This is a genomic window from Bartonella sp. MR100HLJHH, from assembly GCF_042194215.1.
Lineage (GTDB): Bacteria > Pseudomonadota > Alphaproteobacteria > Rhizobiales > Rhizobiaceae > Bartonella > Bartonella grahamii.
The window spans coordinates 93605-120304 of record NZ_JBHIMR010000001.1; the positions used below are offsets into that span (position 1 = coordinate 93605).

The window sequence follows — 26700 nt, forward strand, 5'->3', positions numbered from 1 at the left end:
TTACAAATCAAGAACAAGGCGTTCCGGATCTTCTAAGCTTTCCTTAACACGCACAAGGAAAGTTACAGCTTCTTGCCCATCCACAATACGGTGATCATAAGAAAGCGCTAAATACATCATGGGGCGGATCACAACTTGGCCCTCAACAACCATTGCTCGCTCTTTAATCGCATGCATTCCCAAAATACCAGATTGTGGTGCATTCAAAATCGGTGTTGACATCAACGATCCATACACACCACCATTGGTAATGGTAAAAGTTCCCCCTTGCATATCAGAAACGGCTAATTTTCCATCACGCGCAAGACGCCCCAAACGACCAATCTCTTTTTCAATCTCTGCCAATGACATTTGATCTGCATCTCGCACTACTGGAACAACAAGCCCTTTATCCGTTCCAACAGCAATTCCAACATTGACATAGTTTTTGTAAACAATATCTGTCCCATCAATCTCGGCATTAACAGCAGGAAGTTCTTTTAATGCATGACAAACAGCTTTGGTAAAAAAGCCCATAAAACCAAGTTTAACACCATGTTTCTTTTCAAAAAGGTCCTTATAACGCTTGCGCAAATCCATCACCGCTGACATATCAACCTCATTAAATGTGGTTAACATTGCTGCTACATTTTGTGCATCTTTAAGACGGCGAGCAATTGTTTGACGCAATTTCGTCATACGAACCCGCTCTTCACGTGTTTCTTGGACAGGAGCTGCCGAAGAACTCGTCGCAGAAGAAGAGGGTGTAGAGGCATTTGTACTTTGTTTTAATCCACCAAGAACATCTTCTTTAAGAATTTGTCCACGTTTTCCAGAACCTGAAATATCGCTTTTTGCAACATTATTTTCAGCCATCAATTTTGCTGCTGAAGGAGAAGGAGGCATTGTACTGCTCGAAGCAGGCTTCTCTGATTCAGATGAAGCCGCTGGAACAAGTGTAGCAGAAGGTGAAGATGATTGGGAGACACCAGCTTCTCCAGCTTCCACCACTCCTAAAAGAGCATTTACTTCAACCGTATCGCCTTCTTTTGCAATGATTTCAGATAATTTTCCCGCAACAGGAGAAGGAACTTCAACGGTCACCTTATCAGTTTCTAATTCAACCAAAGGCTCATCCATAGCGACAGCTTCGCCAAGTTTTTTAAACCATTTGCCAATCGTTGCTTCGGTAACCGATTCGCCCAAAGTAGGAACACGAATTTCAGTAGTCATAATATTTTTCCATACATCAGAGTAGTAATAAATTAAGAACCTAACGCGTCTTTAAGAAACGCAGCCAGTTGTTCAAGGTGTTTCACCATTAACCCAGAGGCCGGTGACGCACTCGCAGGACGTCCTGCATAACGAGCACGTGAATATTGCGCATTAATATGCGTCAAAACCCATTCCAAATAAGGCTCAATAAATGACCAAGCCCCCATGTTTTTTGGTTCTTCTTGGCACCAAAAAACTTCCGCCTGCAAAAAGCGCGACAACACATTCACCAAAACTTTAGCAGGGAAAGGATAAAGTTGTTCAACACGAAGGAGGTAAACATCATCAATACCCTTTTTTTCACGTTCTTCATAAAGGTCGTAATAAACCTTACCAGTACAAAGAACGACACGGCGAATTTTATTATCTTTCTGCAACTTAATGACAGAATCTTTGAGACATTCTGCATCATCAAGCAACACACGACAGAAACTTGTTTCTGGCCCCATTTCATTGAGAAGAGAAACAGCGCGCTTATGACGTAAAAGTGATTTCGGTGTCATCAAAATCAATGGCTTACGGAAGTCACGCTTAATTTGTCGACGCAAAATATGAAAATAATTTGCAGGGGTTGTACAATTAGCAACCTGCATATTATCTTCCGCACAAAGTTGAAGAAACCGTTCTAAACGTGCAGAAGAATGCTCCGGCCCTTGCCCTTCAAAACCATGAGGCAATAAACACACAAGACCAGACATACGAAGCCACTTACGCTCCGCGGATGAAATAAATTGATCAAAAATGACCTGTGCACCATTAGAGAAATCACCAAATTGTGCTTCCCAAAGTGTTAATCCTCGTGGTTCAGCAAGAGAATATCCATATTCAAAACCAAGAACAGCTTCTTCAGAAAGCATAGAATTAACAACTTCATAAAGCGCTTGCCCTTTTTGTAAATGATTCAAAGGAATATAACGCGCCTCATTTTCTTGGTCATAAAGAACTGAATGACGTTGTGAAAAAGTTCCCCGTTCAACATCCTCACCGGAAAGACGAACCGGTGCTCCTTCCAAACAAAGAGAACCAAAAGCTAGAGCTTCAGCGGTTGCCCAGTCAACACCCTCACCGGTTTCAAAAATTTTAGCACGATTATTTAAAAAACGTTGAATGGTTTTGTGAACGTGAAAATCTGCCGGAATTTCGACAATTTTCTGACCAATTTCCTTTAAAATTTTTAATTCAACACCGGTTGTTCTAGAATGTTGTTCATCAGAACTACTAAAAGCTTTGAGTCCCGTCCAGCTTCCATCAAGCCAATCAGCTTTATTAGGCTTATAAGAAGCACTTGCTTCAAATTCACCTTCAAGCTTATCGCGCCATATTTTTTTTTGTTGCTCAATCTCTTCTAAAGAAATCACCCCTTCTGCTACCAATTGGTCACTATAAAGTTGAAGTATTGTTTTATGATTACGAATTGCTTTATACATAAGCGGTTGCGTAAAGGAAGGCTCATCACCTTCATTATGCCCATAACGGCGATAACAAAACATATCAATAACCACCGGTTTATGGAAAATTTGGCGAAACTCTGTTGCTATTTTGGCAACAAAAACAACTGCCTCAGGATCATCACCATTCACATGGAAAATTGGTGCATCAATCATTTTTGCAACATCTGATGGATAAGGCGAAGAACGTAAAAAACGTGGAGATGTTGTAAAACCAATCTGATTATTGATAATAACATGAAGTGAGCCTGCAACACGATAACCTTTAAGACCTGAAAGACCAAAAGTTTCTTGGATAACGCCTTGTCCCGCAAAAGCAGCATCACCATGAATAAGCAATGGCATCACTTTTGAACGCTCACTTAATGAGAGTAAATCAGTATGTGCAAGTCCCATAAGTTGATCTTGTTTAGCACGTGCTTTTCCCATAACAACCGGATCAACAATCTCAAGATGAGATGGATTGGCCAACAGCGATAAATGAACTTTTTTACCATCAAATTCAAGATCAGCTGAAGTTCCCAAATGATATTTGACATCACCGGATCCCTCCACATCATCAGGCTTATAAGATCCCCCTTTGAATTCATGAAAGATAGCCCTATGCGGCTTGGCAAGAACTTGTGAAAGAACATTTAAACGACCACGATGTGCCATTCCTAAAATAACTTCCTGCACCCCTAAAGCACTACCACATTTGATAATCTGTTCAAGAGCGGGAATCAGCGCCTCACCACCATCGAGTCCAAAACGCTTTGTACCTTTATATTTAGTGTCTAAAAACTGTTCGAATCCTTCTGCCTGAATAAGCTTTTTCAGGATAGCTTTCTTGTCTTGTTGTGTGAAAGAAATTTTTTCATCTCGCCCTTCAATGCGTTCTTGAAGCCATGCTTTCTGAACCGGATCAGAAACATGCATATATTCCACACCGATTGTTGAACAATATGTACGGTTGAGAATTTCAAGCATTTGTGGAATAGTTGCATATTCCAACCCTAAAACATTATCAATAAAAATGGGACGCTCGTAATCAGCTGGAGTAAAACCATAAGCTTCTGGAGAAAGTTCCTTATAATCTTCTTGTTTTTCGGCCAATTGAAGAGGGTCAAGCCGCGCACGAAGATGCCCCCGTGCTCGAAACGCACGAATCATCATAATTGCATGAACGGAATCACGTGTTGCACGAATAATATCTTGCTCACTGGAAGTTTTTCCCTTTTGTGCAGCACCTGTTATTGCTTTTTCCTTTAATTTATCACCAAGATATTTTTCAAGAGAAGACCAATCACCATCAAGAGCAGAAACCAATTCTCCATTTGCCTTTACTGGCCAATAATCACTTTGCCATGTTGCCCCTTCAGCATTTCTGAGAACATCTTCTTTATTATCATGAAGTCCTTCAAAAAAAGCACGCCACTGTGAATCAACACTGGTAGGATCTTTTTCATATTGAGCATAAAGTTGATCTATATAATCCGCATTGCCACCATAAAGAAATGATGTCTGTGCAAAAAGGCTATTTATTTCGTCCTGCCTTGCCATATACCTCTCCGGAACATCTATTCCGTCTCCTTATATCTCTTTTCGACCTTTAAATGCTTACAAAACAAGCAATGATTCAAACATTCAAAAAAGTTTTACCTTTTTATACTCAAGTTTTTTCACCTGAATCTAAGAACTTTTTCTTATTCAGGTGAAATTTTCTTTTAGCCCTTCAAAACTGACATCAAAGTCTTACCTATCTGTGATGGTGAAGGAGACACTCGAATCCCTGCTGATTCCATTGCCGCAATTTTATCTTCTGCTCCACCTTTACCACCAGAAATAACAGCACCAGCATGTCCCATTGTACGTCCTGGAGGAGCTGTACGGCCAGCAATAAAGCCAACAACTGGTTTTTTACGACCTTTTTTTGCTTCATCTTGCAGAAACCGTGCTGCTTCTTCTTCAGCAGAACCACCAATCTCCCCAATCATAACAATAGACTGAGTTTCATCATCCGCTAAAAACATTTCCAACACATCAATAAATTCAGTGCCCTTAACAGGGTCGCCACCAATCCCTATCGCAGTTGTTTGCCCGAGACCTTCCTGACTCGTTTGAAAAACGGCTTCATAAGTTAAAGTTCCCGACCTCGAAACAACCCCAACAGAACCTTTTCTAAAAATAGAACCAGGCATAATACCAATTTTACATTCATTTGGTGTAAGAATACCAGGACAATTAGGACCAATAAGACGAGACTTTGAGTTTTCTAATCGCGCCTTCACTTTAACCATATCCATAACGGGAATACCTTCCGTAATACAGATAATTAAACGAACTTCAGCTTCAATAGCCTCTATAATAGCTGCCGCAGCCCCTGCAGGAGGAACATAAATAACAGAAGCATCCGCGCCTGTTTTTTCCTTTGCTTCTGCAACATTAGCAAAGATAGGAAGAGTTTCGCCTTTTGAACCTTCCCATGTTTCTCCACCCTTTTTAGGATTAACACCCCCAACCATTTGCGTACCATGATAAGCAAGCGCCTGTTCTGTATGAAATGTTCCTGTTTTTCCTGTAAGCCCTTGAACTAGAACTTTTGTCTCTTTATTCACAAGAATCGACATAGCTTAAGCTCCCTTCACGGCTGCAACAATTTTTTGGGCAGCATCATCTAAATCATCAGCAGGAATAACATTCAAACCACTTTCATTAATAATTGCTTTACCCTGCTCAACATTAGTGCCTTCAAGACGAACAACTAAGGGAACCTTTAAACCAACCTCACGAACAGCAGCAACCACACCTTCAGCAATGACATCACAACGCATAATACCACCAAAAATGTTAACCAAAATGCCCTTAACATTTGGATCGGCCGTAATAATTTTAAAAGCAGCTGTCACCTTTTCTTTTGACGCTCCACCACCAACGTCAAGAAAATTTGCAGGCTCAGCTCCATAGAGTTTGATAATATCCATTGTTGCCATAGCAAGACCCGCACCATTAACCATGCAACCAATCGTACCCTCAAGAGCAACATAAGCAAGATCATGCTTTGATGCTTCAATTTCTTTTGGATCCTCTTCTGAAAGATCGCGTAATTCTAAAATATCTGGATGACGAAACAGAGCATTATTATCAAAAGAAACTTTTGCATCAAGAACACGTAAACGACCATCTTTCATCACAATAAGCGGATTGATTTCTAAAAGGCTCATATCTTTTTTACAAAATGCCTTATAGAGAATCGGAAAAAGCTTTTCACCATCTTCTCGCGCACTACTTTGTAGTTTCAATGCATCACAAAGTCTTGCACAATCAACCGAAGTAACACCCTCTACAGCATCAATGGGAAGCGTGAATATTTTTTCTGGTGTCTCTTCAGCAACCGTTTCAATATCCATTCCACCTTCTGTTGAAACAACAAAAGCAATTCGACCAACGCTACGATCAACCAAAAGTGAAAGATAAAGCTCCCTTTCAATATCAGCACCATCCTCAATGTAAAGACGATTGACCTGCTTACCCTCTGGACCCGTTTGTTTGGTTACCAAAGTTTTACCAAGCATTTCTTGAACATTTGCAACAACTTCTTCAACAGATTTTGCAAGCCGAACACCACCCTTTGCATCAGGACCAAGTTCTTTAAACTTACCCTTACCACGACCACCAGCGTGTATCTGACTTTTAACCACATAGAGAGGTCCGGGCAATTTTTCCGCCCATTTTTCAGCTTGCTCAACAGAATAAACAGCAACACCATTTGCAATTGGTGCTCCATATTCATGAAGCAGACGTTTGGCCTGATACTCATGGATATTCATGCATTTGTCCTTTTCTTTTATGGATCATTATTAATCCTAAAGTTTTAATATTCTAAATACTTAGTTTTAATGAATTAAATCTTGTTCAATTTACTTGAGACTAGGCACAAGAGCAATACAAGCTTCACAAAGCTTTTTAACTGCATTTACTGAATGATCAAAAGCACCTCTTTCTTCTTTATCAAGATCAATTTCAATGACTCGTTCAACACCACCTGCACCAATTACAACAGGAACACCAACGTAGGTATCATTAACCCCATATTCTCCTGAAAGATAAGCTGCAACAGGCACAACACGCTTAGTGTCCTTTAAATAGGCCTCAGCCATAGAAACAGCAGAAGCTGCTGGTGCATAATAAGCAGAACCTGTTTTTAACAAACCAACAATTTCTGCACCGCCATCACGGGTACGCTGGATAATTTGATCAATTCTTTCCTGTGTTGTCCAGCCCATCTTTATAAGATCAGGCAAAGAAATACCACCAACTGTTGAATAACGCACGAGAGGAACCATTGTATCACCGTGCCCCCCTAAAACAAACGCTGTCACATCTTTAATAGAGACCTTAAATTCCTCAGATAAGAAATGACGAAAACGCGCTGAATCAAGAACACCAGCCATACCAACCACTTTATGTGTAGGGAGACCTGAAAATTTCTGCAATGCCCACACCATTGCATCAAGGGGATTGGTAATACAAATAACAAATGCTGAAGAAGCGTATTTTTTAATTCCAGCTCCAACTTGTTCCATAACCTTTAAATTAATGCCCAAAAGTTCATCACGGCTCATACCAGGTTTTCGCGCAACGCCTGCTGTTATAATAACAACATCAGCACCTTCAATTGCTTCATAAGCATTAGCACCTTTTAGACTGATATCAAAACCATCAACGGGAGAAGATTCGGCGATATCTAGAGCCTTACCTTGTGGCACACCTTCTGCAATATCAAATAAGACCACATCAGCAAGCTCTTTAAGCCCAATAATATGTGCTAAAGTACCACCAATCATACCTGAACCAATGAGAGCTATTTTTTTCCGTGCCATTTTATTTTTTCCTAACTTTTAGATAATTCAGCGCACACCCATCAGCGTCCCTATACTGAATATTTTTGACTTCAACCATATTCAAACAATATCATAAAAAGGAGTAAAGAAATGAAATTTACAAATTTTTCTCCTTACAGAAACAACAACCCTCCGCTGAAACAACTATTAGAAAATTATCACGATGTATCGATAAAGTGAATTTAAAAAAAATACAACAGAATTATTACATTTCTTTAATTTCAAAGAGTTATTGTTTTTACAGTTTACGTAAAGGTAAAAGTATAATCAATGCTTCTTCTTCAAAAGAAAATGTTCTTCCCAAAGTTTTAAATAATCGTGGCTTTGCATTTCAAAAAGACGTGACTGTGTTCTTTGAAATTCAAATGTTTCCGTAATCTGCGCATGCCCTTTATACAAATCTCCCACCTCTGCCGCAGCCGACATAAATAACCGTATGTGGCGCTCATAAAGAATATCAATAAGCAAAATAAACCGTTTTGTTTCATTGCGACATGTATCATCCATGACCGGTACATTATCAATAAAAATCGTATGATAATTCTCCCCTAATACCAAATACTCAGCCGCTGCCAAAGGCTTTGCACATAAATCTCCATAATCAAAGCGTGCACATCCTGCACCAACCCGCGGAATAGGAATAAGGCGCCCTTTTATAGAAAGCTCATCAGATATCTCCTTATGTCCTTGCAATACAAGTGCCCATGCTTGATCCATGCATTCATCTGCTTTTTTCCCTAAAGGTGCTACATACACAGGCTGTAGATTTGATTTTTCAAGACGATAATCTGTTTTTGCATCAAGATTAACAACACGAACATATGCTTTCAAAACTTGAATAAAAGGCAAAAAGAGTTCACGATTTAAACCGTTATAATAAAGGTTATCCGGCGCCACATTTGAAGTCGCAATAAAGAAAATTCCTTTATCAAACAAAGCAGAAATAAGCCGCCCCAATACCATAGCATCAGCAATATCTGTTACACTAAACTCATCAAAACAAAGTACCTTTGCTTCTCGTGCAAGATCTTCAGCAACAGCTAAAATAGGATTATCTTGTTTAAACTTTTCACCCCCAGATGCTTGACGATAAAAATTAATACGCTCATGCACATCAGTCATAAAATCATTAAAATGAGCACGCTTTTTATGACCTTTAGGCAAACAAGAAAAGAACAAATCCATCAGCATGGTTTTGCCCCGTCCTACTTCACCAAAAACATACAACCCCTGAAAAGAACCTTTTTCATCCCCTTGTTTTACAACACAAGAGATATTTTGTTTTTTCCTCTTAAATATTCTATTAAAGAAAAAGCAAAATATCCAAGTCCAAGGACGAGAGATGTTTTGTTCCGCAATTTTTTTTAATAAATGGTCAAAATATTCTGTTATAGCTAATTGAGCGGGATCAAAACAAACCTCCCCTTTAGAGACAAGCTCTTTATAACGTGTTGAAACGAGAATCATCCAAATAACCTTTTTCAAACCGTTCTCAATGAAAAATACAAATACTTTTCACGAATCTGCCCGTCTAGCTTAGTTTTTCATAAACGATCAAAAATGATTTAACGACTTAAAACAACGGGATGATCATCAAGTGTACGTCCCTCAAAACGATCAACATTTGAAGAGTAGAGAGCAAGGATAACACGTCCAGAGTTATTATAAAAATATAATCTTTTTCCTTTAACAGCCCACGATCTCACTTGGGAAGCAATTCCTGGACAGTGTAAAGGACCAGCGCGGTACCCTTGTCCAAACTTTGTTTGCGGCGTTGCGATCCGACAAACTTTACCCCCCATAGAAAGATTCCATACACCAGCAACACTTGCAGGAAATAAATCAGTAGCATTACTTGGCAATTCGAGACTAGCCATTCGTCCATCACTCTGAGAATCTCCTTTTTCATACATCGAAGCGTTTGCTGCCTCAGATATCGACGAAGAAGTAGATGACAGATCAGACACTTCCAATGTTGTCATTTGTTGAGATGGATAAAAAACTTCTAATGCGTTACTACCGTCATTACTGTCAAACCGTGTTGTTGAACATCCCCCTAAAAGCATTACAGTTGATAGTGCAACGAAAAACGAAATTTTTGAAAACGACATATCTGTACTCTCTCCCACGACAATAAATAAGTTCACAAAAAAAATTAAGTGAATATTTGTTATAGTTACAAAGATAAATTAACAAATTAAAAAAAACAGGTTAAAATCACTTATTTTTAAACGAAATAATTTATGTACCCAATTTTATCTTTATTAAAGACTAGAAATTTATAAGATTTTCAGTCATATATTTCTTTATAAGTAATCATTAGAAATAGAGAAGTTTCATGAAAACGCCATTTAGCAAAATGGACGGTCTTGGAAATCAAATTATTGTTATTGATATGCGTGAAAGCACTCATGCTCTTACACTACAAGCAATCCTTGCTTTGTCAGCAGATCCCGAAATGCATTTTGATCAAATCATGGCTATCCACACACCAACCCAGAAAAAAGCCGACTTCCGCATAGAAATATGGAATGCCGACGGATCAATGGCTAAAGCTTGTGGCAATGGTACCCGCTGTGTCGTTGCATGGCTTAAAGATCACAATTTTGGTGAAAAATTTCGTTTAGAAACTCCCGCTGGAATTATTGAAGGGACATATCAAACCGATAATCTCATTTCTGTTGATATGGGATGCCCAAATTTCAATGCAAAAGAGATGCCTGTTTCACGTGAAATAGTTGATACCAATCACGTAGAAATTACGGCTGGTCCTCTAAAAGATGCTTGTCTCATATCCATTGGCAATCTCCATGCTATCTTTTTTGTTGAAAATGATATTCAACATATTCCATTAGAAAAATATGGACCAAAACTTGAACATGATCCCCTATTTCCCGAACAGTGCAATATTTCCATTGCTTGCATAACGTCAAAGAAAAGTCTAAATTTACGGACATGGGAGCGAGGAGCAGGATTAACACAAGCATGTGGAAGTGCTGCCTGTGCAAGTGCAGTGGCTGCTTATCGTCGTGGTCTTACACAACGCCATATTGATGTAAACTTACCAAAGGGAACACTTAATATTTTTTACCGAGAAGATGATCACGTTATTATGACAGGACCAATAAAATATCAATTTAGTGGTTTTTTAAGCCCTTTAACAGGGTGCTACAAAAAGGATCACTCCTGATGGCAATAGAAATTGTAACTTTTGGTTGTCGGCTTAATAGCTACGAATCGGAAATCATTCGCAAAGAAAGTACTTCTTCAGGGCTAGATCAGCTTAAAGATGGTGCTATTATCTTTAATACCTGTGCTGTCACTACCGAAGCCGTACGACAAGCAAAACAAGCTATCCGCAAAGCACGACGTGAAAATCCTCATGCACGTATCATTGTAACAGGGTGTGCAGCCCAAACAGAAGCACAAAATTTTGCCTCAATGACAGAAGTGGATCTCGTTTTAGGAAACGAAGATAAACTTCACGCCCATTCTTATCGTCAACTTCCTGATTTTGGTATTAACCATTCCGAAAAGGTGCGTGTCAATGATATTATGGAAGTACAAAAAATTGCTCCACATATGGTCAGTGCAATGCAAGAGCGCACCCGCGCTTTTGTACAGGTACAAAATGGATGTGATCATCGCTGTACATTTTGCATTATTCCTTATGGACGAGGACCATCTCGCTCTGTTCCCATGGGTGCTGTCATAGAACAAATTAAAAAGCTGATCGGTGAGGGTATCCAAGAAGTTGTCCTTACAGGTGTTGACCTTACAAGTTATGGCCACGATCTTCCTGGAAAAGCTACTCTAGGAAAATTAACTTCAGCAATTTTGCATCATGTCCCTGACTTAGCGCGATTACGCCTCTCATCTATTGACTCTATTGAAGCAGACGAAGAACTCATTAATCTTTTAGCTTATGAAACAAGGATCATGCCCCATTTGCATTTATCTTTGCAAGCAGGTGATAATATGATTTTAAAACGGATGAAACGGCGACACTTACGCGAACATGCCATTCAATTTTGCCAAGAGTTGCGTGCCAAACGTCCTACAATGGTTTATGGTGCCGACTTAATTGCTGGTTTTCCTACAGAAACAGAAGAGATGTTTCAAAACAGTCTTGTTTTAATCAAAGATTGTAATTTAACCCATCTCCATGTCTTCCCCTTTAGTCCAAGAGAAGGAACACCTGCCGCACGTATGCCACAAATCAACCGTAAAATAGTTAAGATGCGTGCTGAAAAATTACGTAAAGCAGGTGAAGAGGCTTACCAAAAGCATCTTGCTCATTTGCAAAACAGTCTACAAACAGTTCTCATTGAAAAAGATGAAATCGGACGAACAGAAGATTATACTCTTGTACAAGTTAAAGGTGCAAAAGCAGGAACAATTGTTCAAGCCCTTATCGTTGATCATGATGGCGATAAATTGATTGCTGTCCTTCCAAAATTAAACGCTGCTTGAGCAGGAAAATTCTTATGACGAAATCTTTTATTAAAAAAATATTCTCTTTTAACAAATCTCAAGAGCAGGAAATGAAACAACAGATTTCTATTCCTGATAAAAGCGATATAATGGAAGAAAATAAAGACAAAAATGAAAGGACAAAAAATAACCAAATCTCTATATACACAGAAAAAGAAGAGCAAACAAAAAATCGAGAGTTAACACTTACAAAATATGATAAAAAATCTCCATTTCTAGAATCCCATTCTGATAAAATTCCTCTTTCTGGTAAAATTATTGTCACAGACAACATCCGTGAAAAAAAGAATGAAGAAATTTTATCTGAACCTTCTGTTGAACAAAAAAAGATAGCGTGGTTTGGGCGCCTTAAAAAAAGTCTATCTCTTTCTTCACAACGCCTAAGCGGATCAATTGGCGACCTCTTTGTTAAAAGAAAACTTGATGAAGATACATTGCAAGAGCTCGAAGATATCCTTATCCAAGCTGATCTTGGAGTAGAAACGGCGACACGCATCACAAATACTTTAGCTTCCAGTCGTTACGGAAAAGATCTTTCCCCAGACGATATTCATACTATTGTAGCTGATGAGGTCAAAAAAGTTCTGGAACCTGTTGCAATTCCATTAGAGCTTGATCTCAGCTATAAACCTCATGTTATTTTGCTGGTAGGTGTAAATGGAACTGGAAAAACGACAACAATCGGAAAACTTGCAGCAAAATTAACAGCAGGGGGATTAAAAGTTATGCTTGCAGCTGGTGATACTTTCCGAGCCGCAGCTATTGAGCAATTGCATATTTGGGGTAAACGTACTGATTCTCCTGTTATTTCGACAAAATTGGGTGCAGATGCCGCCAGCTTAGCCTTTGATGCTTATGAAAAAGCAAAAAAAGCAAACAGCGATGTATTAATTATTGATACAGCAGGGCGTTTACAAAATAAATCTGAATTGATGGATGAGTTGGCAAAAATTATTCGTGTTTTAAAAAAACACACCCCCCAAGCACCCCATACAATCCTTCAAACGCTTGATGCAACTACCGGACAGAATGCACTCAACCAAGTGGAAATTTTCCGTGATATTGCTGGTGTTAATGGTTTAGTCATGACAAAGCTAGATGGAACCGCACGAGGAGGAATTCTTGTCGCTATAGCAGCAAAATATAAATTACCCGTTTATTTTATCGGTATAGGAGAAAATATTGAAGACCTTCAACCTTTTTCTGCTTCTGACTTTGCCGAAACTATCGCAGGAAAACATACATGAAACAGCCTTTATCTAACTCTAATTCACGCAATAATTCTGAAAAAAATATGAATAACAATAAGACCCCCCCTCTCTCACCAACCATAAAGTTTCTCTTAGAAATGGGTCCGTTGGTTGCCTTCTTTTTTGCCAATTATAAGGGAGAATGGTTAATAAAAAACATTGGATTTTTTCAAAATTTTAGTAAACCTATTTTCCCTGCAACAGCTATTTTTATGATAGCGATTATTATTTCTCTAAGCTTATCATGGATCCTTGCAAGACAAATTCCTATTATGCCTCTTCTTTCAGGAATCTTTGTTCTAGTCTTTGGATTTTTAACTCTTTGGCTTCACAACGATACTTTCATCAAAATGAAACCAACAATTATTAATAGCTTATTTGCGCTCATCCTTTTTGGTGGTATGTGTTTTAAAAAACCACTTTTACGTTATGCTCTTGATTCTACATTAAAACTTGATGATTTAGGCTGGCAAAAACTTACCTATCGTTGGGCATTCTTTTTCGTTTTTCTTGCCCTTTTGAATGAAATTATTTGGCGTAATTTTAGCGACAATTTTTGGACAAGTTTTAAAGTATTTGGCGTCATGCCCCTAACAGTCCTCTTTATGCTTACCCAAATGCCTATCATTATGAAACATTCAAAAGGACTTTTCACAGAAGAGGACAAATCTGATTCTTAAAAAAATTCACCACTATATATTATTCTATAGATTCATCACCAAACACTGTTCAGGAGAAAAACATGTTGATTGAACAGTTTATTTGTCGAAAAGATAACTTTGGTGTACTCATTCATGATGAAAAAAGTGGCTACACAGCTGCAATTGATGCTCCTGAAGGTGAAGCGATTCATGACGCCTTAAAACGCCGTAACTGGACACTTCAGACTATTTTTGTAACTCATCATCATCACGACCATGTAGAAGCATTGGAAGAATTAAAACAAGTATACAACGCTATGGTTATCGGACCAGAAGCAGAAAAAGAAAAGATTCACCATCTTGATCAAACACTTCAACCTGATGAAAAACTTCTCTTTGGTTCTCACCCACTTTTGGCTCTTTCAACACCTGGTCACACTTCGGGCGCATTATCTTATTATTTTCCTGAAGAAGGTTTACTCTTTGCTGGAGATACACTTTTCTCACTCGGTTGTGGACGCCTTTTCGAAGGAACACCTGCTCAAATGCTGAACTCTTTAAAAAAGCTTCGTCAACTTCCCGATAAGACACTTCTTTATTGCGGTCATGAATATACCAAAAACAATGCTCTTTTCGCGTTAACACTTGATCCACATAATCAGAAACTTCGTCAAAGAGTAGAAGAAGTTTTTTTGCTACATGCAAAAAATACTATGACTTTACCAGTAACCTTAGGGCAAGAAAAAGCTACCAATCCCTTTCTCCGCTGGGATGACAGTACACTGCGAAGAAGCCTTGCAATGGAAGAAGAAACAGATGAAAACGTCTTTGCTGAAATTCGAAGAAGAAAGGATAATTTTTAACCATGTTTAAGCTCGTGTTACATTTTTTTTTCCTTTTTCTTTTTGTAATACATACTCAACTAACAATGGCAAAGGAAATAGACAATCAATTTAATTTCCAGCATTTCATTGAAAATTACACCCTAACTGAAGACTTTCTTTTAAAAATGGAACAAATTGGAAAGGAATATGAAAATTTACTGCCAGAGTTAAAAACATCTAATACCCCATATAACAGTAGTATTAAAGAATTTACCGCTTATATTTTTGATCAACCAAAATTAATGAGTATTTTAAAAAACAATAACATCACACCTAAAGATTTTGCTGTTGGTTGCAATATGTTTGAAGGAATATTGATGGCGCTTAGCTGGGGTTTTGAATTTGATGAAAAAAAAACTGTGTTTTTAAGCAATTTGGAATTTGGTAAAAAACATATGTATAGAATATTGGCTGTTGAAAGCAAAATTTGTAACCCAACAAAGAAAAAGGAAACAGCCAATAAATTCAATTTCCCGCATGTCATCGCAAATTACATCTTAACGGAAGATTTGCTTTTTAAAATGGAACAAATTAATAAAGAAGAGTGTGAAAACTCACCACCAGAATCAAAAGTATCCAATACTGAAAAAGCATCTGATATTGAAATTGAACACGATGACAGTATTGAAAGATTAGTAGCTTCTATTTCTAATCAACCAAAATTAATGAATATTTTAAGAAAAAATAATATCACACCTAAAGATTTTGTTATAGGTCGCCTCGCCATTCAAGCAACATTAACAATGCTGTTATTTCCTCTTGAAGTTCTCAAAAAAGATGAGATTTCTTTTGATAAAAAAAATGCTGTAGTTTCAGATAATTTGGAATTTGGTAAAAAATATATGTATAGAATGCTTGTTGCTTTAAGAGGGCGTTGTAAATAGAATTCATGCTACTTTGAACAAATGATTAACTTCGCAAACGGAAAAGTCTTCACTGAAATTTGGAAAAGAAAGGATAAATTTTGATCATGTTTAAATTGGCATTGAGTTTGTTTTTTCTTTTCTCTTTTTTAACATATATTCAAATAACAATGGCAAAGGGAACAAACAATCTATTTGTTCTCTCCCTAGCAGCCATCCAAATATCACTGTAAATTATCCTTTAACAGAATATTTCCTCTTAAAAATAGAATAACTAAAACAAAGAAATTGAGGATTTACCTCCAGAGCCAGAGGTATCCAATACCGGAAATGATAACAGCATTAAAAGACTCATTGCTTCTATTTTTTCTAGATCAAAACTAACAGATCTTTTAAGAAAACATAATCTCTCACCTAAAGATTACATTATTGATCTCATGACTCTTCAAGCAACTTTGCTGCAATAATAGCCTTTGAAGATAAAGAAATCCTCTTCAATGAAAAAATACTATATCTTCAGATGATTTAAATTTCGATCAAAAATATATCGATAGAATTCGTACTATTTTAGACAATTAACTAGTTTTGCAAACGCCGGCAAATATCATCTAATTGTTCTAGTGAAGAGTAGCGTATTTTTAAATCACCACCTTTTTTGCCATGCCGGATAGTCACTTTCATTCCGATAACATCTGCAAGTAATTTTTCTAAAGATTTTGTTTCTGTATCTTTCTCAACAGCAGTTCGTTTTTTGACTTTTGGATTTGCTTGTTCATACGCAAGTATTTCCGTTTGGCGCACAGAAAGCCCTTCGCGAATAATTTTTTCGGCTAAATCCTGTGGATTCTCAACAGTGATAAGACAGCGTGCATGACCAGCGGAAAGTTGTCCATCGGTTAAGAATTGTTGTACTTTTGGTGGAAGTTTTAACAAACGAAGCGTATTAGCAACATGACTGCGACTTTTTCCAATAACTTGCGCTAAATCTGCCTGCGTATATCCATGCTCATTCAGCAAAATTTCATATCCCATTGCTTCTTCGATAGGATTAAGATCGGCACGTTGAACATTTTCAATAATTGCCAATTCCAAAGCCGTTTTATCATCTACATCGCGAACAATAACAGGTAATTTATTTAAATTAGCTCGCTGTGCAGCACGCCAACGCCGTTCGCCAGCAATTAATTCAAAACGATGAGGATGATCACGTGATGGTCTTACAATAACAGGTTGAACAACACCGTGCTGGCGAATTGATTGTGCTAAATTATCAAGTTCTGAATCGGTAAAATGGCGTCGCGGATTATGTGGATTGCACGAAATAGATTCAAGTGGAACAAATCGTTCAGAAACAGGAGAAGCTGTATCGGACTCTGTAAATTTGTCAGTATTTGATGAACGTGTAATATCGCTGTTTAAACTGATATCCCCAATTAATGCCGCTAATCCACGACCCAGCCTTTTTTTTGATTGATCATCATTCATAATTTTGCTCTTTAAATTTTTAGTTGATTTTTTTAAGCAGCAGCACGCGCTTGTTTTTCACGTTGAATCATTTCTGATGCTAGACGCAAATAAGCTTGGCTCCCAGCACATTTGAGATCATAAAGCAATACAGGTTTTCCAAAAGAGGGCGCTTCTGATACTCTTACATTTCGTGGAATAACAGTACGATAAACCTTATCTCCCATAAAAGAACGTACATCTTCAACAACTTGATTTGAAAGATTATTACGTCCATCATACATTGTTAGAACGATACCTTGGATTTCTAAAGATGGATTAAGTACGGATCGCACTTGTTTTACTGTTTCAAGTAATTGACTTAAACCTTCAAGTGCTAAAAATTCACACTGCATAGGCACTAAAACAGAATCCGCAGCCCCCATAGCATTAAGTGTTAAAAGATTAAGGGAGGGAGGACAATCAATTAAAATATAATTGAATTTTTTTTCCATTTCCGGATCATCATAGAAAGCTTTACGTAAGCGTTGTATGCGATCTTGTGATGAAGAAATTTCCATTTCCACACCTAAAAGATCAAGTGTAGAGGGAACTATATAAAGATTAGGTACTGCTGTTTTTAAAGCCGCTTGTGTAATTGAAACTCCCGAAACTAAAACATCATAAGAAGATAAAGGACGGTTATTACGATCAATCCCTAAACCTGTACTAGCATTACCTTGTGGATCAACATCCATAATAAGGACATTTTCACCAATAGCCGCTAAAGCTGTTGCAAGATTAATTGCTGTGGTTGTTTTTCCGACTCCACCCTTTTGGTTTGCAATAGCGATAATTCGTGTTTCGCTCATTTTGCTCTACCCTCTATATGATCGAATATGAGAAATTTCTAAAATAACAGAATTTTCATCAACTTTACTTTTATGTTTTAACAGATCAAAGTGCCAATTGGCAGAGGCATTTTTTATTTCTGTAGCGTAATCCCGACCTTTTTGCAAAAGAGCGATTGTTTTTTCTGTTAATAAAGGAAAAATAAGTTGTAAAAGACTATTGAGCGGCGCTAATCCCCGTGCCGTTATAATATCAGATACGGGAATTTTTTGATATACATCTTCAATTCTAGCGTGATAAACCGTTGCTGGAAGATTAAGTTGAGCAATAACTGTTCGCAAAAAAGAAACTTTTTTCCCATTACTTTCAACAAGATTAATATGTCCTACTTTTTTTTCTTTCAAAAAGATAGCAATCACAATTGCAGGAAAACCTCCTCCTGATCCTAAATCACACCAATGTAAAGAATGAGCATACAAAGGAAAAATTTGTGCTGAATCTAGAATATGCCGTGTCCATAGATCTGGTATCGTTGTAGCAGATATCAAATTAATATGCGCATTCCATTGAAGTATTAAAGACTCAAACTGAATTAAATTTTCCATCGTTTCACGTGAAACAGAAGGAACAATATTTAATAATTGTTGATATTTTTTTTCTGTAGAAAAATCCATTAAGCTGTTTTAGCCTTTTCACGTCGTTGACGTTGAATATATGTAATAATAAGCGATAACGCGGCGGGTGTCATGCCATCAATTTTTTGTGCATCAGCAATTGAACGCGGCGACACTTCTTGAATTTTTGATTTAAGTTCATTTGAAAGACCTGAAATTGCCTGAATATCAAGAGAAGAAGGAATTTCTAAACGCTCATCTCTTTGAAGAGAGGCAATATCTTGTGCTTGTTTATCTAAATAAACCGCATATTGTGCTTCAATTTCTAAAGATTCTGCTGTTTTAGAATCAATCATTTGTAATTGTGGCCAAAAATCTGAAAGACGCTCTAAAGTCATATGAGGATAAGCAAGAAAATCATAAGCGGAACGCCGAATTCCATCATGATTAACGTGTAATCCATGAGCAGAAGCTTCATTGGGTGTTAAAAAAAGATTTTGACATATTGATCGTGCTTGATCAAGGCGTTCTTGTTTTTTCTGATAACATTCCCAACGTATTTCACTCACAATACCACATTTTTGTGCCAAAGGTGTTAAACGCGTATCAGCATTATCAGATCGTAAAGATAAACGAAATTCAGCACGTGATGTAAACATCCTATAAGGTTCACAAACACCACGTGAAACCAAATCATCAACCATAACACCAATATAAGCGGTAGAACGACTTATAAGTATTTCATCTAATTTACCTACTTTACGTGCCGCATTTAATCCAGCTAAAAGTCCTTGTGCTGCTGCTTCCTCATATCCTGTTGTACCATTAATTTGGCCTGCTAAGAACAAACCCGGTAAAGAACATAATTCTAAGCTTCTCGTTAATTGTTGTGGATTAACAAAATCATATTCAATAGCATAACCAGGTTGCAAAACTATAGCATTTTCCAACCCTTCAATGGTTTTCAATAGAGAAATTTGTACATCTTCAGGAAGAGAAGTAGAAAGACCATTTGGATAAACAGTATCATCATTTAATCCTTCTGGTTCTAGAAAGATCTGATGTCCATCACGTTCTCCAAATTTCACAATTTTATCTTCAACAGAAGGACAATAACGTGGTCCTAACCCTTCAATATTTCCAGAATATAAAGCAGAACGATAAATATTCTCGCGAATAATTTGATGTGTTCTCTCATTTGTACGTGTTATTGCACATTCAATTTGTGGTTGTTCAATTTTCTCTGTTAAAAGAGAAAAGGGAATGGGATTTTCATCTGCTTGTTGTTTTGGAAGATGATCCCAAGCAATTGTTTTTTTACTCAAACGAGCAGGGGTTCCTGTTTTTAATCGACCAAGTTTTATATGATAATTTTTTAAACGTTTAGCAAGTTGCACACTTGACTGATCTCCCATACGTCCAGCAGCCCATGTTTTATCACCAATATGAATAAAGCCATTTAAAAATGTTCCTGTTGTTAAAACAACAGCACCAGATAAAATTGTTCCTTGTTTTTTTAAAATAACACCTGATACACAATTATATTTAACAACCAGATCAATAACTTCATCCTCAATAAGAGTAAGATTTTCTTGTTCTTTTAATAATTTTTGAATTGCTTTTTTATAAAGTTGTCGATCCGCCTGTGTCCGTGGTCCTCTTACTGCCGGTCCTTTACGTCTATTAAGTAGTCTAAACTGAATTCCAGCAGCATCTGCTGCTCTTCCCATGAGACCATCTAACGCATCTATTTCACGAACTAGATGCCCTTTTCCAAGTCCACCAATAGCAGGATTACACGACATTGTTCCCAGTGCTGATATTTTATGTGTAACAAGCGCTGTTTTGGCTCCTACACGCGCTGAAGCTGAAGCCGCTTCACAGCCAGCATGACCACCACCAACAATAACAACATCATATGATTGCATTTTATTCATTCCGTAGAAAATATTCTAAGGTTTCACGTGAAACAGAATATAAATTACATAATCTTTATAATCTGTCTATGAAATAATCAATGTTTCACGTGAATCATTATTTACCAACACAAAACTCTGAAAAAATAATATCAAGCAAATCTTCAACATCAATATCTCCTGTAATTTTTCCAAGAAAATCACTTGCACAACGGAGATGTTCTGCACGTAAACTGAGATCAAGAGAATGATAATTAAGAGAATATTCAATCTCTTTAACAGCCTCCTTTAATAATTGAAGTTGTCTTTTACGCGCCGGAACAATATTTCCAATTTCAGAAGCACGATGATGACAAAATGATTCAAGTTCTTTGATAAAATAATCAAAATTTAAACCAGTTAATGCGGAAAATTGTATAGACCAATGCTGATCATTTTTTTCATAAAGATCAAGCTTATTGCCAACACACCATATTTCAGCCGATGTTTCTGGTAAATCAACTTGCTCAGGATTTCCTATATCATAAACCAAAATAACTAAATCAGCTTCCCTAACATGCTGTTTAGCAACTTCTATTCCCATTTGTTCTATTTTATTTTCTGTTTTTCTAAAACCAGCAGTATCCGTTAAAAAAATAGGTAAACCACCAAGAATAATTCTCATTTCTAAAGCATCACGGGTTGTTCCTGCTTCTTCCGTTACAATAGCAACAGATCTTCCTGAAAGACGATTCATAATGCTTGATTTTCCAGAATTTGGAGCACCAGCAATAACAATTTTTAATCCATCACGTAAAATACTAGCACGCTCTCCTTCAGTAATATATTCACGAATAGAAGTACAAAGATCCTCAACATCTTTCCAAACTTTATCAGATATTGCGTTAGGAATATCTGCTTCATCAACAAAATCGAGTTCTGCCTCAATAAAAGCACGCGCCTTCATAAGCTTATGACGCCAATCACGATAAAGTGTCGTTAAATGTCCACTTGTACCCATAACAGCTAAACGCCGTTGGCTTTCCGTTTCTGCTTCTATTAAATCAGCAAGACCTTCTGCTTGAACAAGATCTAATTTTCCTTCCATAAAAGCACGACGTGAAAATTCACCTGCTTCTGCAATACGGCATCCAGAAAATGTCGACAATTCATCGAGAAAACGACTAACAACGGCTTTTCCTCCATGTAAATGGAATTCTGCACAATCTTCCCCCGTAAAACTATGAGGAGCGGGAAAAAAAACAGTTAAACCAGAATCTAAAAAGCTCCCATCACGAGCAGTAAGATTTCCATAATGCATAAAACGTGCTTTAGGTAAACGACCACAAAGCGTTTTAACTATATCCACAACATGAGGACCAGAAAGCCGAATGACTGCAACCCCTGAAGGTAACAATCCACTCGAAACAGCAAAGATTGTATCCACAGGTTTTATCCTAATAAAAACTTTAATGACTCTACGTATTCATTGAATCAAAAAATTCACTATTGTTTTTTGTTTGCTTTAATTTATCAATCAAAAATTCAATTGCATCTGTTACATTCATAGATGCTAAAATACGACGAAGAACAAAAATTTTGTGCAAATCTTGTCGTTCTACCAGAAGTTCTTCCTTACGCGTTCCTGACTTTAAAATATCCATAGCAGGGAAAATACGCTTATCAGCAACTTTTCGATCAAGAACAATTTCAGAATTACCTGTTCCTTTAAATTCTTCAAAAATAACCTCATCCATACGACTTCCTGTATCAATCAAAGCCGTTGCAATAATGGTTAAAGATCCACCTTCTTCAATATTACGTGCTGCACCAAAAAAACGTTTTGGACGCTGGAGAGCATTTGCATCCACACCACCTGTTAAAACTTTACCCGAAGAAGGAACAACTGTATTATATGCACGCCCAAGACGTGTAATAGAATCAAGAAGAATAACAACATCGCGTCCATATTCAACGAGGCGTTTGGCTTTTTCAATGACCATTTCTGCTACTTGTACGTGACGTATTGCAGGTTCATCAAAAGTAGAAGAAACCACTTCTCCTTTTACTGAACGCTGCATATCTGTAACTTCTTCTGGTCGTTCATCAATTAAAAGAACAATGAGATAACATTCAGGATGATTAGTGGTAATGGAATGAGCAATATTTTGAAGTAAAACTGTTTTTCCTGTCCGAGGAGGAGCAACAATTAACCCTCTTTGTCCTTTTCCCAATGGAGATATCAAATCAATCACGCGTGATGACATATCTTTCTCTGTAGGATCTTGTATTTCCATTTGGAAACGCTCATTTGAATAAAGAGGAGTAAGATTATCAAAGTGAATTTTATAACGAATCTTTTCAGGTTTTTCGAAATTAATTGTATTAATTTTAAGGAGAGCAAAATAACGTTCTCCCTCTTTTGGACTGCGTATAGGGCCTTCAATGGTATCGCCTGTTTTTAAAGAAAATGACTGTATTTGTGCTGGTGAAAGATAAATATCATCAGGACCAGGAAGATAATTAGCGTCAGCAGATCTCAAAAAACCAAAACCGTCTTGTAAAACTTCAACAACACCCTCTCCTATAATTTCTACATCTTGTAGAGCAAGTTTTTTCAAGATAGCAAACATTAATTCTTGTTTGCGCATAAGAGAGGCATTTTCAACTTCTAATGTTTCAGCAAAAGAAACAAGTTCAACGGGATTTTTGCTTTTAAGTTCTTGTAGTTTCATTTTTTGCATGAAATATGCTCTTTGTAATTAAGGAGAAGATTATCTTAAATAATTTACGGAAATTTATGAATGAAATATTCTTAAGAAGAGAAATATTTTACACTCAATTTTTTTAATCTGCAAGTACCATTTATATGAAATTTATCCCTATAATATTAAGTAATTATATGAAAAACTTGAAAAAATATAAAACACAAATAGTATTAAATTTAATTTATAACAAAAATATGAGTTAGAGTTATAGCATTAATTAAATGCTATTCAAAAGTATTTTTTACAGAAATTTATATTAATAAATTTATATTAAAGAAAGGATTCTTCTTATTTATAACTGTGTTTAGTGTGGATTATTATTTATCCTCAATTTTATCCACAAAAGGAACTAAAAAAAAGAATAAAAATAACACTATCTTAAAGATATTATCCCCTCTTTTTTTATAAGAGGTATAAAATTATCACGAGCATTTAATTTGTGCATAAAAACGAAGAATTTTTCCTAAATTTTAGTTTTATAAGAAACGGTAAAGGTATATACACATATCTTAACAAGGAGTTAAAATTTCTGTGACAAAAGAAAAAAAATTCTTTCATTTACACATGCTTTCTGATGCAACGGGAGAAACATTAATCTCTGTGGGAAGAGCTGTAGCATCGCAGTATACAATGAGTCAGGCAACAGAGCATATCTATCCTATGATTCGTAATAAAATACAGTTACAAAAAGCTCTTGATGAAATACAACAAGAGCCAGGTATTGTTCTTTACACAATGATCGATGAAGAATTTAAACTTCTCCTTCAAAAAAAGTGTAAAAAAGTAAAAGTTCCTTGTATTGATATATTGCATCCTGTTTTAAATGCTTTTCAGTCTTACCTTGGAATGCCAACACATTTACGTGCAAGCGCACAACATGATCTTAATGCAGATTATTTTCGCCGTATTGAGGCACTGGATTTTACAATAGAGCATGATGATGGACAGTCTTCCAATAGCTTATCCGAAGCAGATGTGATCCTTGTGGGAATTTCAAGAACCTCTAAAACGCCAACAAGTATCTATTTAGCAAATCGCGGAATAAAAACGGCTAATGTTCCTCTTATTCCTAATATTGATTTGCCAGAATCCCTTTTAGAGGCAAAAAATTCTTTAATTATTGGTTTAATTGCTTCAGCTGAAAGAATCTCACATATTCGCCAAAATCGAGATTTGGGAGAAGGTTTTGCTCTTGATAGTTATACAAATCGTATCAACATAGCTGAAGAATTAATCTATGCAAAACGCATTTGCGAACGTTTTGGTTGGCCTATTATTGATGTCACAAGACGCTCTATTGAAGAAACTGCTGCTGCAATATTTGAACTTTTATCACGATTTCGTGAAGGAAAATGAGAGAAAATTCTCATGAACGCAGATACGTTAATATTAGCATCTCTTAGTTTTTATCGTGCAAAATTATTAAAAAAAGCAGGTTTAAATTTTTTCATTGAAGGAGCTTCTTTTGATGAAAGAGAAGTAGAAAAAAAAGCAAAAGAAAAAACACCTAAAGAACTCAGCTGTTTTCTTGCGGGTGCAAAAGCAAAAAATGTTTCAGATCGTTTTCCTGATGCTTTCGTTATTGGTTGTGATCAAGTGCTTGATTTGGAAGGTAAAGTTTTTCACAAAGCAACAAATATTAAGGAAGCACATCAACGTTTATGTGAGTTATCAGGAAAAACCCATTCTCTTCATAGTGCGGTAGCTTTATTTAAAAATGGTCAAAAAATTTGGGTTGAAGCTTTTAGTGCACATATGTCCGTCCGTTTGCTCTCGTCAGAATTTATTGAACATTATTTAGCACGCGTAGGAAAAGATGTTCTAAACAGCGTGGGAGTATATCAAATTGAAGGGGAAGGGATTCATCTCTTTGAAAAAATTGAAGGAGATTTTTTTACTATTGTTGGTTTACCTTTGCTGCCTCTACTCATAAAACTGCGTCATTTAGGAATTATTGATGGTTGACTTAACAATAAAAAAAATAAATTATCCGCGTGCTTTTGTTGTTGGTTCTCCAATTCATCATTCAAAATCACCTAAAATTCACAATTTTTGGCTTAAACAATATGGTTTACAAGGAGAATATCTTGCACAAGAAGTAACATCTGAAGAATTCAGTCATTTTATTGCGTCTTTACAAAAAATAGGCTTTTGTGGAGGAAATGTTACTTTGCCTTATAAACAGGAAGCTTTTCGTTTAGCAGATTATAAAGATGAGAGAGCAATAATGATTGGTGCTGTTAATACACTTTGGTATGAAGGAAATAAGCTTTGTGCCACGAATAGCGATGCCTATGGTTTTAGCGCTAATCTTGATGATTTTGCATCTGATTGGGGAGGGGAAACAGCTCTTGTTTTTGGAGCAGGTGGTGCCGCACGCGCTATCATATATGCCTTAAAAAAACGCGGATTTGAACAGATTTATTTGGTTAACCGTACAAAACAACGCGCCGATAATTTAGCTCAGCATTTTGGAAAAACCATTAAAGTTTACGATTGGCATAAAATCCATGAAATACTCCATCAAGCTGATTTGATTGTTAATACAACCTCTATTGGCATAAAAAATCCAGAAGAAAAAAGTGATTCTTTTTTTTGCGATTTTCATAAAGCAAAAAAAACGGCGTTAGTAACAGATATTATTTATACACCATTGATAACTCCTTTTTTACAACAGGCAAAAGCTTGTGATCTCAAGACGGTTGATGGGCTTGGGATGCTTCTACATCAGGCTGTTATAGGGTTTGAACAGTGGTTTGGAATAAGACCACAGGTAACAAAAGCGTTACGGACAGCCATTTTAGAGGATATGAGTGAAAAAAGAGAATGAAGATCATAGGATTAACAGGATCAATTGCTATGGGAAAATCAACAGTTGTTGATTTTTTCAAGCAGGCGGGTATTTCTGTTTTTAGTGCTGATGAAGCAGTACAACAGCTTTATAAAAGTGAGCCAGCTTTGTCATTCATAGAGCGTATTTTTCCAGGTGTTGTTGAAAACGGTGAAGTTAACCGTTTGAAACTTTCTGAAATTTTGATTGATGATAAGGAAAAATTACAAACATTAGAAAAAATAATTCATCCTTTGGTGCAAGAAAAAGAAAGGGAATTTATTAATATAGCGCGTGAACAGGGGAAAAAATTAGTTATTCTTGATATTCCACTTCTATTTGAAAAAAATGGTGAAAGTCGTGTGGATAGCGTTATTGTTGTTTCTGCCCCACCAGAAATACAAAAAGAACGTGTAATGATTCGCAAAGGTATGAATGAGAAAAAATTTGCCTTTATCAATGCTCAACAAATGCCGGATGAAAAAAAACGAGAACGTGCGGATTTTATTATTTATACAGGGAAAGATTTAGAGAATACACGTCAACAGGTTTTTGATGTGATAAAAAAACTAAAGAATTGA

23 protein-coding genes are annotated in these 26700 nt (G+C 36.7%); 10 read left to right on the plus strand and 13 right to left on the minus strand.

Annotation, left to right across the window (positions count from 1 at the left end; all coding sequences use genetic code 11):
- From odhB to ACFIJ7_RS00450, 7 genes are all read right to left on the minus strand, one after another.
- Entirely contained in the window at nucleotides 1-1212 is a 1212-nt protein-coding gene (odhB, locus tag ACFIJ7_RS00420; protein ID WP_375644341.1) for a 2-oxoglutarate dehydrogenase complex dihydrolipoyllysine-residue succinyltransferase, read from the minus strand.
- Nucleotides 1213-1244: 32 nt separating this feature from the next.
- Nucleotides 1245-4244 carry a 2-oxoglutarate dehydrogenase E1 component gene (locus tag ACFIJ7_RS00425; protein WP_375644342.1) on the minus strand — a complete coding sequence of 1000 codons (3000 nt, stop codon included), beginning with the start codon at nucleotides 4242-4244 and terminating at the stop codon, nucleotides 1245-1247.
- Between the two features lie 164 nt (nucleotides 4245-4408).
- On the minus strand, nucleotides 4409-5311 hold the full coding sequence (gene sucD / locus ACFIJ7_RS00430; protein ID WP_375644343.1) for a succinate--CoA ligase subunit alpha: 903 nt from the start codon (nucleotides 5309-5311) through the stop codon (nucleotides 4409-4411).
- Nucleotides 5312-5314: 3 nt separating this feature from the next.
- On the minus strand, nucleotides 5315-6511 hold the full coding sequence (gene sucC / locus ACFIJ7_RS00435; protein WP_375635346.1) for an ADP-forming succinate--CoA ligase subunit beta: 1197 nt from the start codon (nucleotides 6509-6511) through the stop codon (nucleotides 5315-5317).
- Between the two features lie 90 nt (nucleotides 6512-6601).
- The gene (mdh, locus tag ACFIJ7_RS00440; protein ID WP_375644344.1) at nucleotides 6602-7564 is read right to left on the minus strand and encodes a malate dehydrogenase; all 963 of its coding nucleotides are present in this window, start codon (nucleotides 7562-7564) and stop codon (nucleotides 6602-6604) included.
- A 288-nt stretch (nucleotides 7565-7852) separates the two neighbouring features.
- Complete coding sequence (gene zapE, locus ACFIJ7_RS00445) at nucleotides 7853-9052, minus strand: cell division protein ZapE (protein ID WP_375635470.1); 1200 nt, start codon at nucleotides 9050-9052, stop codon at nucleotides 7853-7855.
- A gap of 98 nt (nucleotides 9053-9150) precedes the next feature.
- The gene (locus tag ACFIJ7_RS00450) at nucleotides 9151-9696 is read right to left on the minus strand and encodes an AprI/Inh family metalloprotease inhibitor (RefSeq protein ID WP_015857108.1); all 546 of its coding nucleotides are present in this window, start codon (nucleotides 9694-9696) and stop codon (nucleotides 9151-9153) included.
- Nucleotides 9697-9923: 227 nt separating this feature from the next.
- Here ACFIJ7_RS00450 and dapF point away from each other — a divergent pair, with 227 nt between their 5' ends.
- The 6 genes from dapF (at nucleotide 9924) to ACFIJ7_RS00480 (ending at nucleotide 15738) form a co-directional block, all read left to right on the plus strand.
- On the plus strand, nucleotides 9924-10775 hold the full coding sequence (gene dapF / locus ACFIJ7_RS00455; protein WP_375635348.1) for a diaminopimelate epimerase: 852 nt from the start codon (nucleotides 9924-9926) through the stop codon (nucleotides 10773-10775).
- Complete coding sequence (gene mtaB, locus ACFIJ7_RS00460; RefSeq protein WP_375644345.1) at nucleotides 10775-12058, plus strand: tRNA (N(6)-L-threonylcarbamoyladenosine(37)-C(2))-methylthiotransferase MtaB; 1284 nt, start codon at nucleotides 10775-10777, stop codon at nucleotides 12056-12058. The genes dapF and mtaB overlap by 1 nt, the downstream gene beginning before the upstream one ends.
- Nucleotides 12059-12072: 14 nt before the next feature.
- Nucleotides 12073-13326: a signal recognition particle-docking protein FtsY gene (gene ftsY, locus ACFIJ7_RS00465; RefSeq protein ID WP_375635350.1), complete on the plus strand. Its 1254-nt coding sequence runs from the start codon at nucleotides 12073-12075 to the stop codon at nucleotides 13324-13326.
- The gene (locus tag ACFIJ7_RS00470) at nucleotides 13323-14009 is read left to right on the plus strand and encodes a septation protein A (protein ID WP_375635351.1); all 687 of its coding nucleotides are present in this window, start codon (nucleotides 13323-13325) and stop codon (nucleotides 14007-14009) included. Before ftsY ends, ACFIJ7_RS00470 begins: the two co-directional genes overlap by 4 nt.
- Before the next feature lie 62 nt (nucleotides 14010-14071).
- A complete protein-coding gene (gene gloB, locus ACFIJ7_RS00475; protein WP_375644346.1) occupies nucleotides 14072-14833 on the plus strand; it encodes a hydroxyacylglutathione hydrolase in 762 nt (253 codons plus the stop codon).
- A 65-nt stretch (nucleotides 14834-14898) separates the two neighbouring features.
- Nucleotides 14899-15738, plus strand: a complete 840-nt coding sequence (locus ACFIJ7_RS00480) for a hypothetical protein (protein WP_375644347.1) — start codon at nucleotides 14899-14901, stop codon at nucleotides 15736-15738.
- Nucleotides 15739-16296: 558 nt separating this feature from the next.
- On the opposite strand, the gene ACFIJ7_RS00485 is transcribed toward ACFIJ7_RS00480, so the two are convergent.
- From ACFIJ7_RS00485 to rho, 6 genes are all read right to left on the minus strand, one after another.
- The gene (locus ACFIJ7_RS00485) at nucleotides 16297-17202 is read right to left on the minus strand and encodes a ParB/RepB/Spo0J family partition protein (RefSeq protein ID WP_375644348.1); all 906 of its coding nucleotides are present in this window, start codon (nucleotides 17200-17202) and stop codon (nucleotides 16297-16299) included.
- Between the two features lie 32 nt (nucleotides 17203-17234).
- Nucleotides 17235-18032: a ParA family protein gene (locus tag ACFIJ7_RS00490; protein ID WP_375644349.1), complete on the minus strand. Its 798-nt coding sequence runs from the start codon at nucleotides 18030-18032 to the stop codon at nucleotides 17235-17237.
- Nucleotides 18033-18038: 6 nt separating this feature from the next.
- A complete protein-coding gene (gene rsmG, locus ACFIJ7_RS00495) occupies nucleotides 18039-18686 on the minus strand; it encodes a 16S rRNA (guanine(527)-N(7))-methyltransferase RsmG (RefSeq protein WP_375635355.1) in 648 nt (215 codons plus the stop codon).
- The gene (mnmG, locus tag ACFIJ7_RS00500) at nucleotides 18686-20554 is read right to left on the minus strand and encodes a tRNA uridine-5-carboxymethylaminomethyl(34) synthesis enzyme MnmG (RefSeq protein ID WP_375644350.1); all 1869 of its coding nucleotides are present in this window, start codon (nucleotides 20552-20554) and stop codon (nucleotides 18686-18688) included. The genes rsmG and mnmG overlap by 1 nt, the downstream gene beginning before the upstream one ends.
- A 106-nt stretch (nucleotides 20555-20660) precedes the next feature.
- On the minus strand, nucleotides 20661-21968 hold the full coding sequence (mnmE, locus tag ACFIJ7_RS00505) for a tRNA uridine-5-carboxymethylaminomethyl(34) synthesis GTPase MnmE (RefSeq protein ID WP_273787546.1): 1308 nt from the start codon (nucleotides 21966-21968) through the stop codon (nucleotides 20661-20663).
- 31 nt (nucleotides 21969-21999) lie between these two features.
- Complete coding sequence (gene rho / locus ACFIJ7_RS00510) at nucleotides 22000-23265, minus strand: transcription termination factor Rho (protein ID WP_015857121.1); 1266 nt, start codon at nucleotides 23263-23265, stop codon at nucleotides 22000-22002.
- Between the two features lie 555 nt (nucleotides 23266-23820).
- On the opposite strand from rho, the gene ACFIJ7_RS00515 reads away from it, so the two are divergent.
- Genes ACFIJ7_RS00515 through coaE form a run of 4 tightly spaced genes read left to right on the plus strand, consistent with a single transcriptional unit; the run spans nucleotide 23821 to nucleotide 26700 of the window.
- A complete protein-coding gene (locus tag ACFIJ7_RS00515; protein WP_375644351.1) occupies nucleotides 23821-24645 on the plus strand; it encodes a pyruvate, water dikinase regulatory protein in 825 nt (274 codons plus the stop codon).
- A 12-nt stretch (nucleotides 24646-24657) separates the two neighbouring features.
- Nucleotides 24658-25254, plus strand: a complete 597-nt coding sequence (locus ACFIJ7_RS00520) for a Maf family nucleotide pyrophosphatase (RefSeq protein WP_273787544.1) — start codon at nucleotides 24658-24660, stop codon at nucleotides 25252-25254.
- Nucleotides 25247-26119 (plus strand): shikimate dehydrogenase, encoded by an 873-nt coding sequence (locus ACFIJ7_RS00525; protein WP_375644352.1) that lies wholly within the window; start codon nucleotides 25247-25249, stop codon nucleotides 26117-26119. The genes ACFIJ7_RS00520 and ACFIJ7_RS00525 overlap by 8 nt, the downstream gene beginning before the upstream one ends.
- Nucleotides 26116-26700, plus strand: a complete 585-nt coding sequence (coaE, locus tag ACFIJ7_RS00530) for a dephospho-CoA kinase (RefSeq protein WP_375644353.1) — start codon at nucleotides 26116-26118, stop codon at nucleotides 26698-26700. Before ACFIJ7_RS00525 ends, coaE begins: the two co-directional genes overlap by 4 nt.

Bases quoted from the DNA above. Each gene is read 5' to 3' on its own strand.
- odhB (WP_375644341.1), bottom strand. From the start codon at position 1,212: ATGACTACTGAAATTCGTGTTCCTACTTTGGGCGAATCGGTTACCGAA.
- ACFIJ7_RS00425 (WP_375644342.1), bottom strand. From the start codon at position 4,244: ATGGCAAGGCAGGACGAAATAAATAGCCTTTTTGCACAGACATCATTT.
- sucD (WP_375644343.1), bottom strand. From the start codon at position 5,311: ATGTCGATTCTTGTGAATAAAGAGACAAAAGTTCTAGTTCAAGGGCTT.
- sucC (WP_375635346.1), bottom strand. From the start codon at position 6,511: ATGAATATCCATGAGTATCAGGCCAAACGTCTGCTTCATGAATATGGA.
- mdh (WP_375644344.1), bottom strand. From the start codon at position 7,564: ATGGCACGGAAAAAAATAGCTCTCATTGGTTCAGGTATGATTGGTGGT.
- zapE (WP_375635470.1), bottom strand. From the start codon at position 9,052: ATGATTCTCGTTTCAACACGTTATAAAGAGCTTGTCTCTAAAGGGGAG.
- ACFIJ7_RS00450 (WP_015857108.1), bottom strand. From the start codon at position 9,696: ATGTCGTTTTCAAAAATTTCGTTTTTCGTTGCACTATCAACTGTAATG.
- dapF (WP_375635348.1), top strand. From the start codon at position 9,924: ATGAAAACGCCATTTAGCAAAATGGACGGTCTTGGAAATCAAATTATT.
- mtaB (WP_375644345.1), top strand. From the start codon at position 10,775: ATGGCAATAGAAATTGTAACTTTTGGTTGTCGGCTTAATAGCTACGAA.
- ftsY (WP_375635350.1), top strand. From the start codon at position 12,073: ATGACGAAATCTTTTATTAAAAAAATATTCTCTTTTAACAAATCTCAA.
- ACFIJ7_RS00470 (WP_375635351.1), top strand. From the start codon at position 13,323: ATGAAACAGCCTTTATCTAACTCTAATTCACGCAATAATTCTGAAAAA.
- gloB (WP_375644346.1), top strand. From the start codon at position 14,072: ATGTTGATTGAACAGTTTATTTGTCGAAAAGATAACTTTGGTGTACTC.
- ACFIJ7_RS00480 (WP_375644347.1), top strand. From the start codon at position 14,899: ATGGCAAAGGAAATAGACAATCAATTTAATTTCCAGCATTTCATTGAA.
- ACFIJ7_RS00485 (WP_375644348.1), bottom strand. From the start codon at position 17,202: ATGAATGATGATCAATCAAAAAAAAGGCTGGGTCGTGGATTAGCGGCA.
- ACFIJ7_RS00490 (WP_375644349.1), bottom strand. From the start codon at position 18,032: ATGAGCGAAACACGAATTATCGCTATTGCAAACCAAAAGGGTGGAGTC.
- rsmG (WP_375635355.1), bottom strand. From the start codon at position 18,686: ATGGATTTTTCTACAGAAAAAAAATATCAACAATTATTAAATATTGTT.
- mnmG (WP_375644350.1), bottom strand. From the start codon at position 20,554: ATGCAATCATATGATGTTGTTATTGTTGGTGGTGGTCATGCTGGCTGT.
- rho (WP_015857121.1), bottom strand. From the start codon at position 23,265: ATGCAAAAAATGAAACTACAAGAACTTAAAAGCAAAAATCCCGTTGAA.
- ACFIJ7_RS00520 (WP_273787544.1), top strand. From the start codon at position 24,658: ATGAACGCAGATACGTTAATATTAGCATCTCTTAGTTTTTATCGTGCA.
- ACFIJ7_RS00525 (WP_375644352.1), top strand. From the start codon at position 25,247: ATGGTTGACTTAACAATAAAAAAAATAAATTATCCGCGTGCTTTTGTT.
- coaE (WP_375644353.1), top strand. From the start codon at position 26,116: ATGAAGATCATAGGATTAACAGGATCAATTGCTATGGGAAAATCAACA.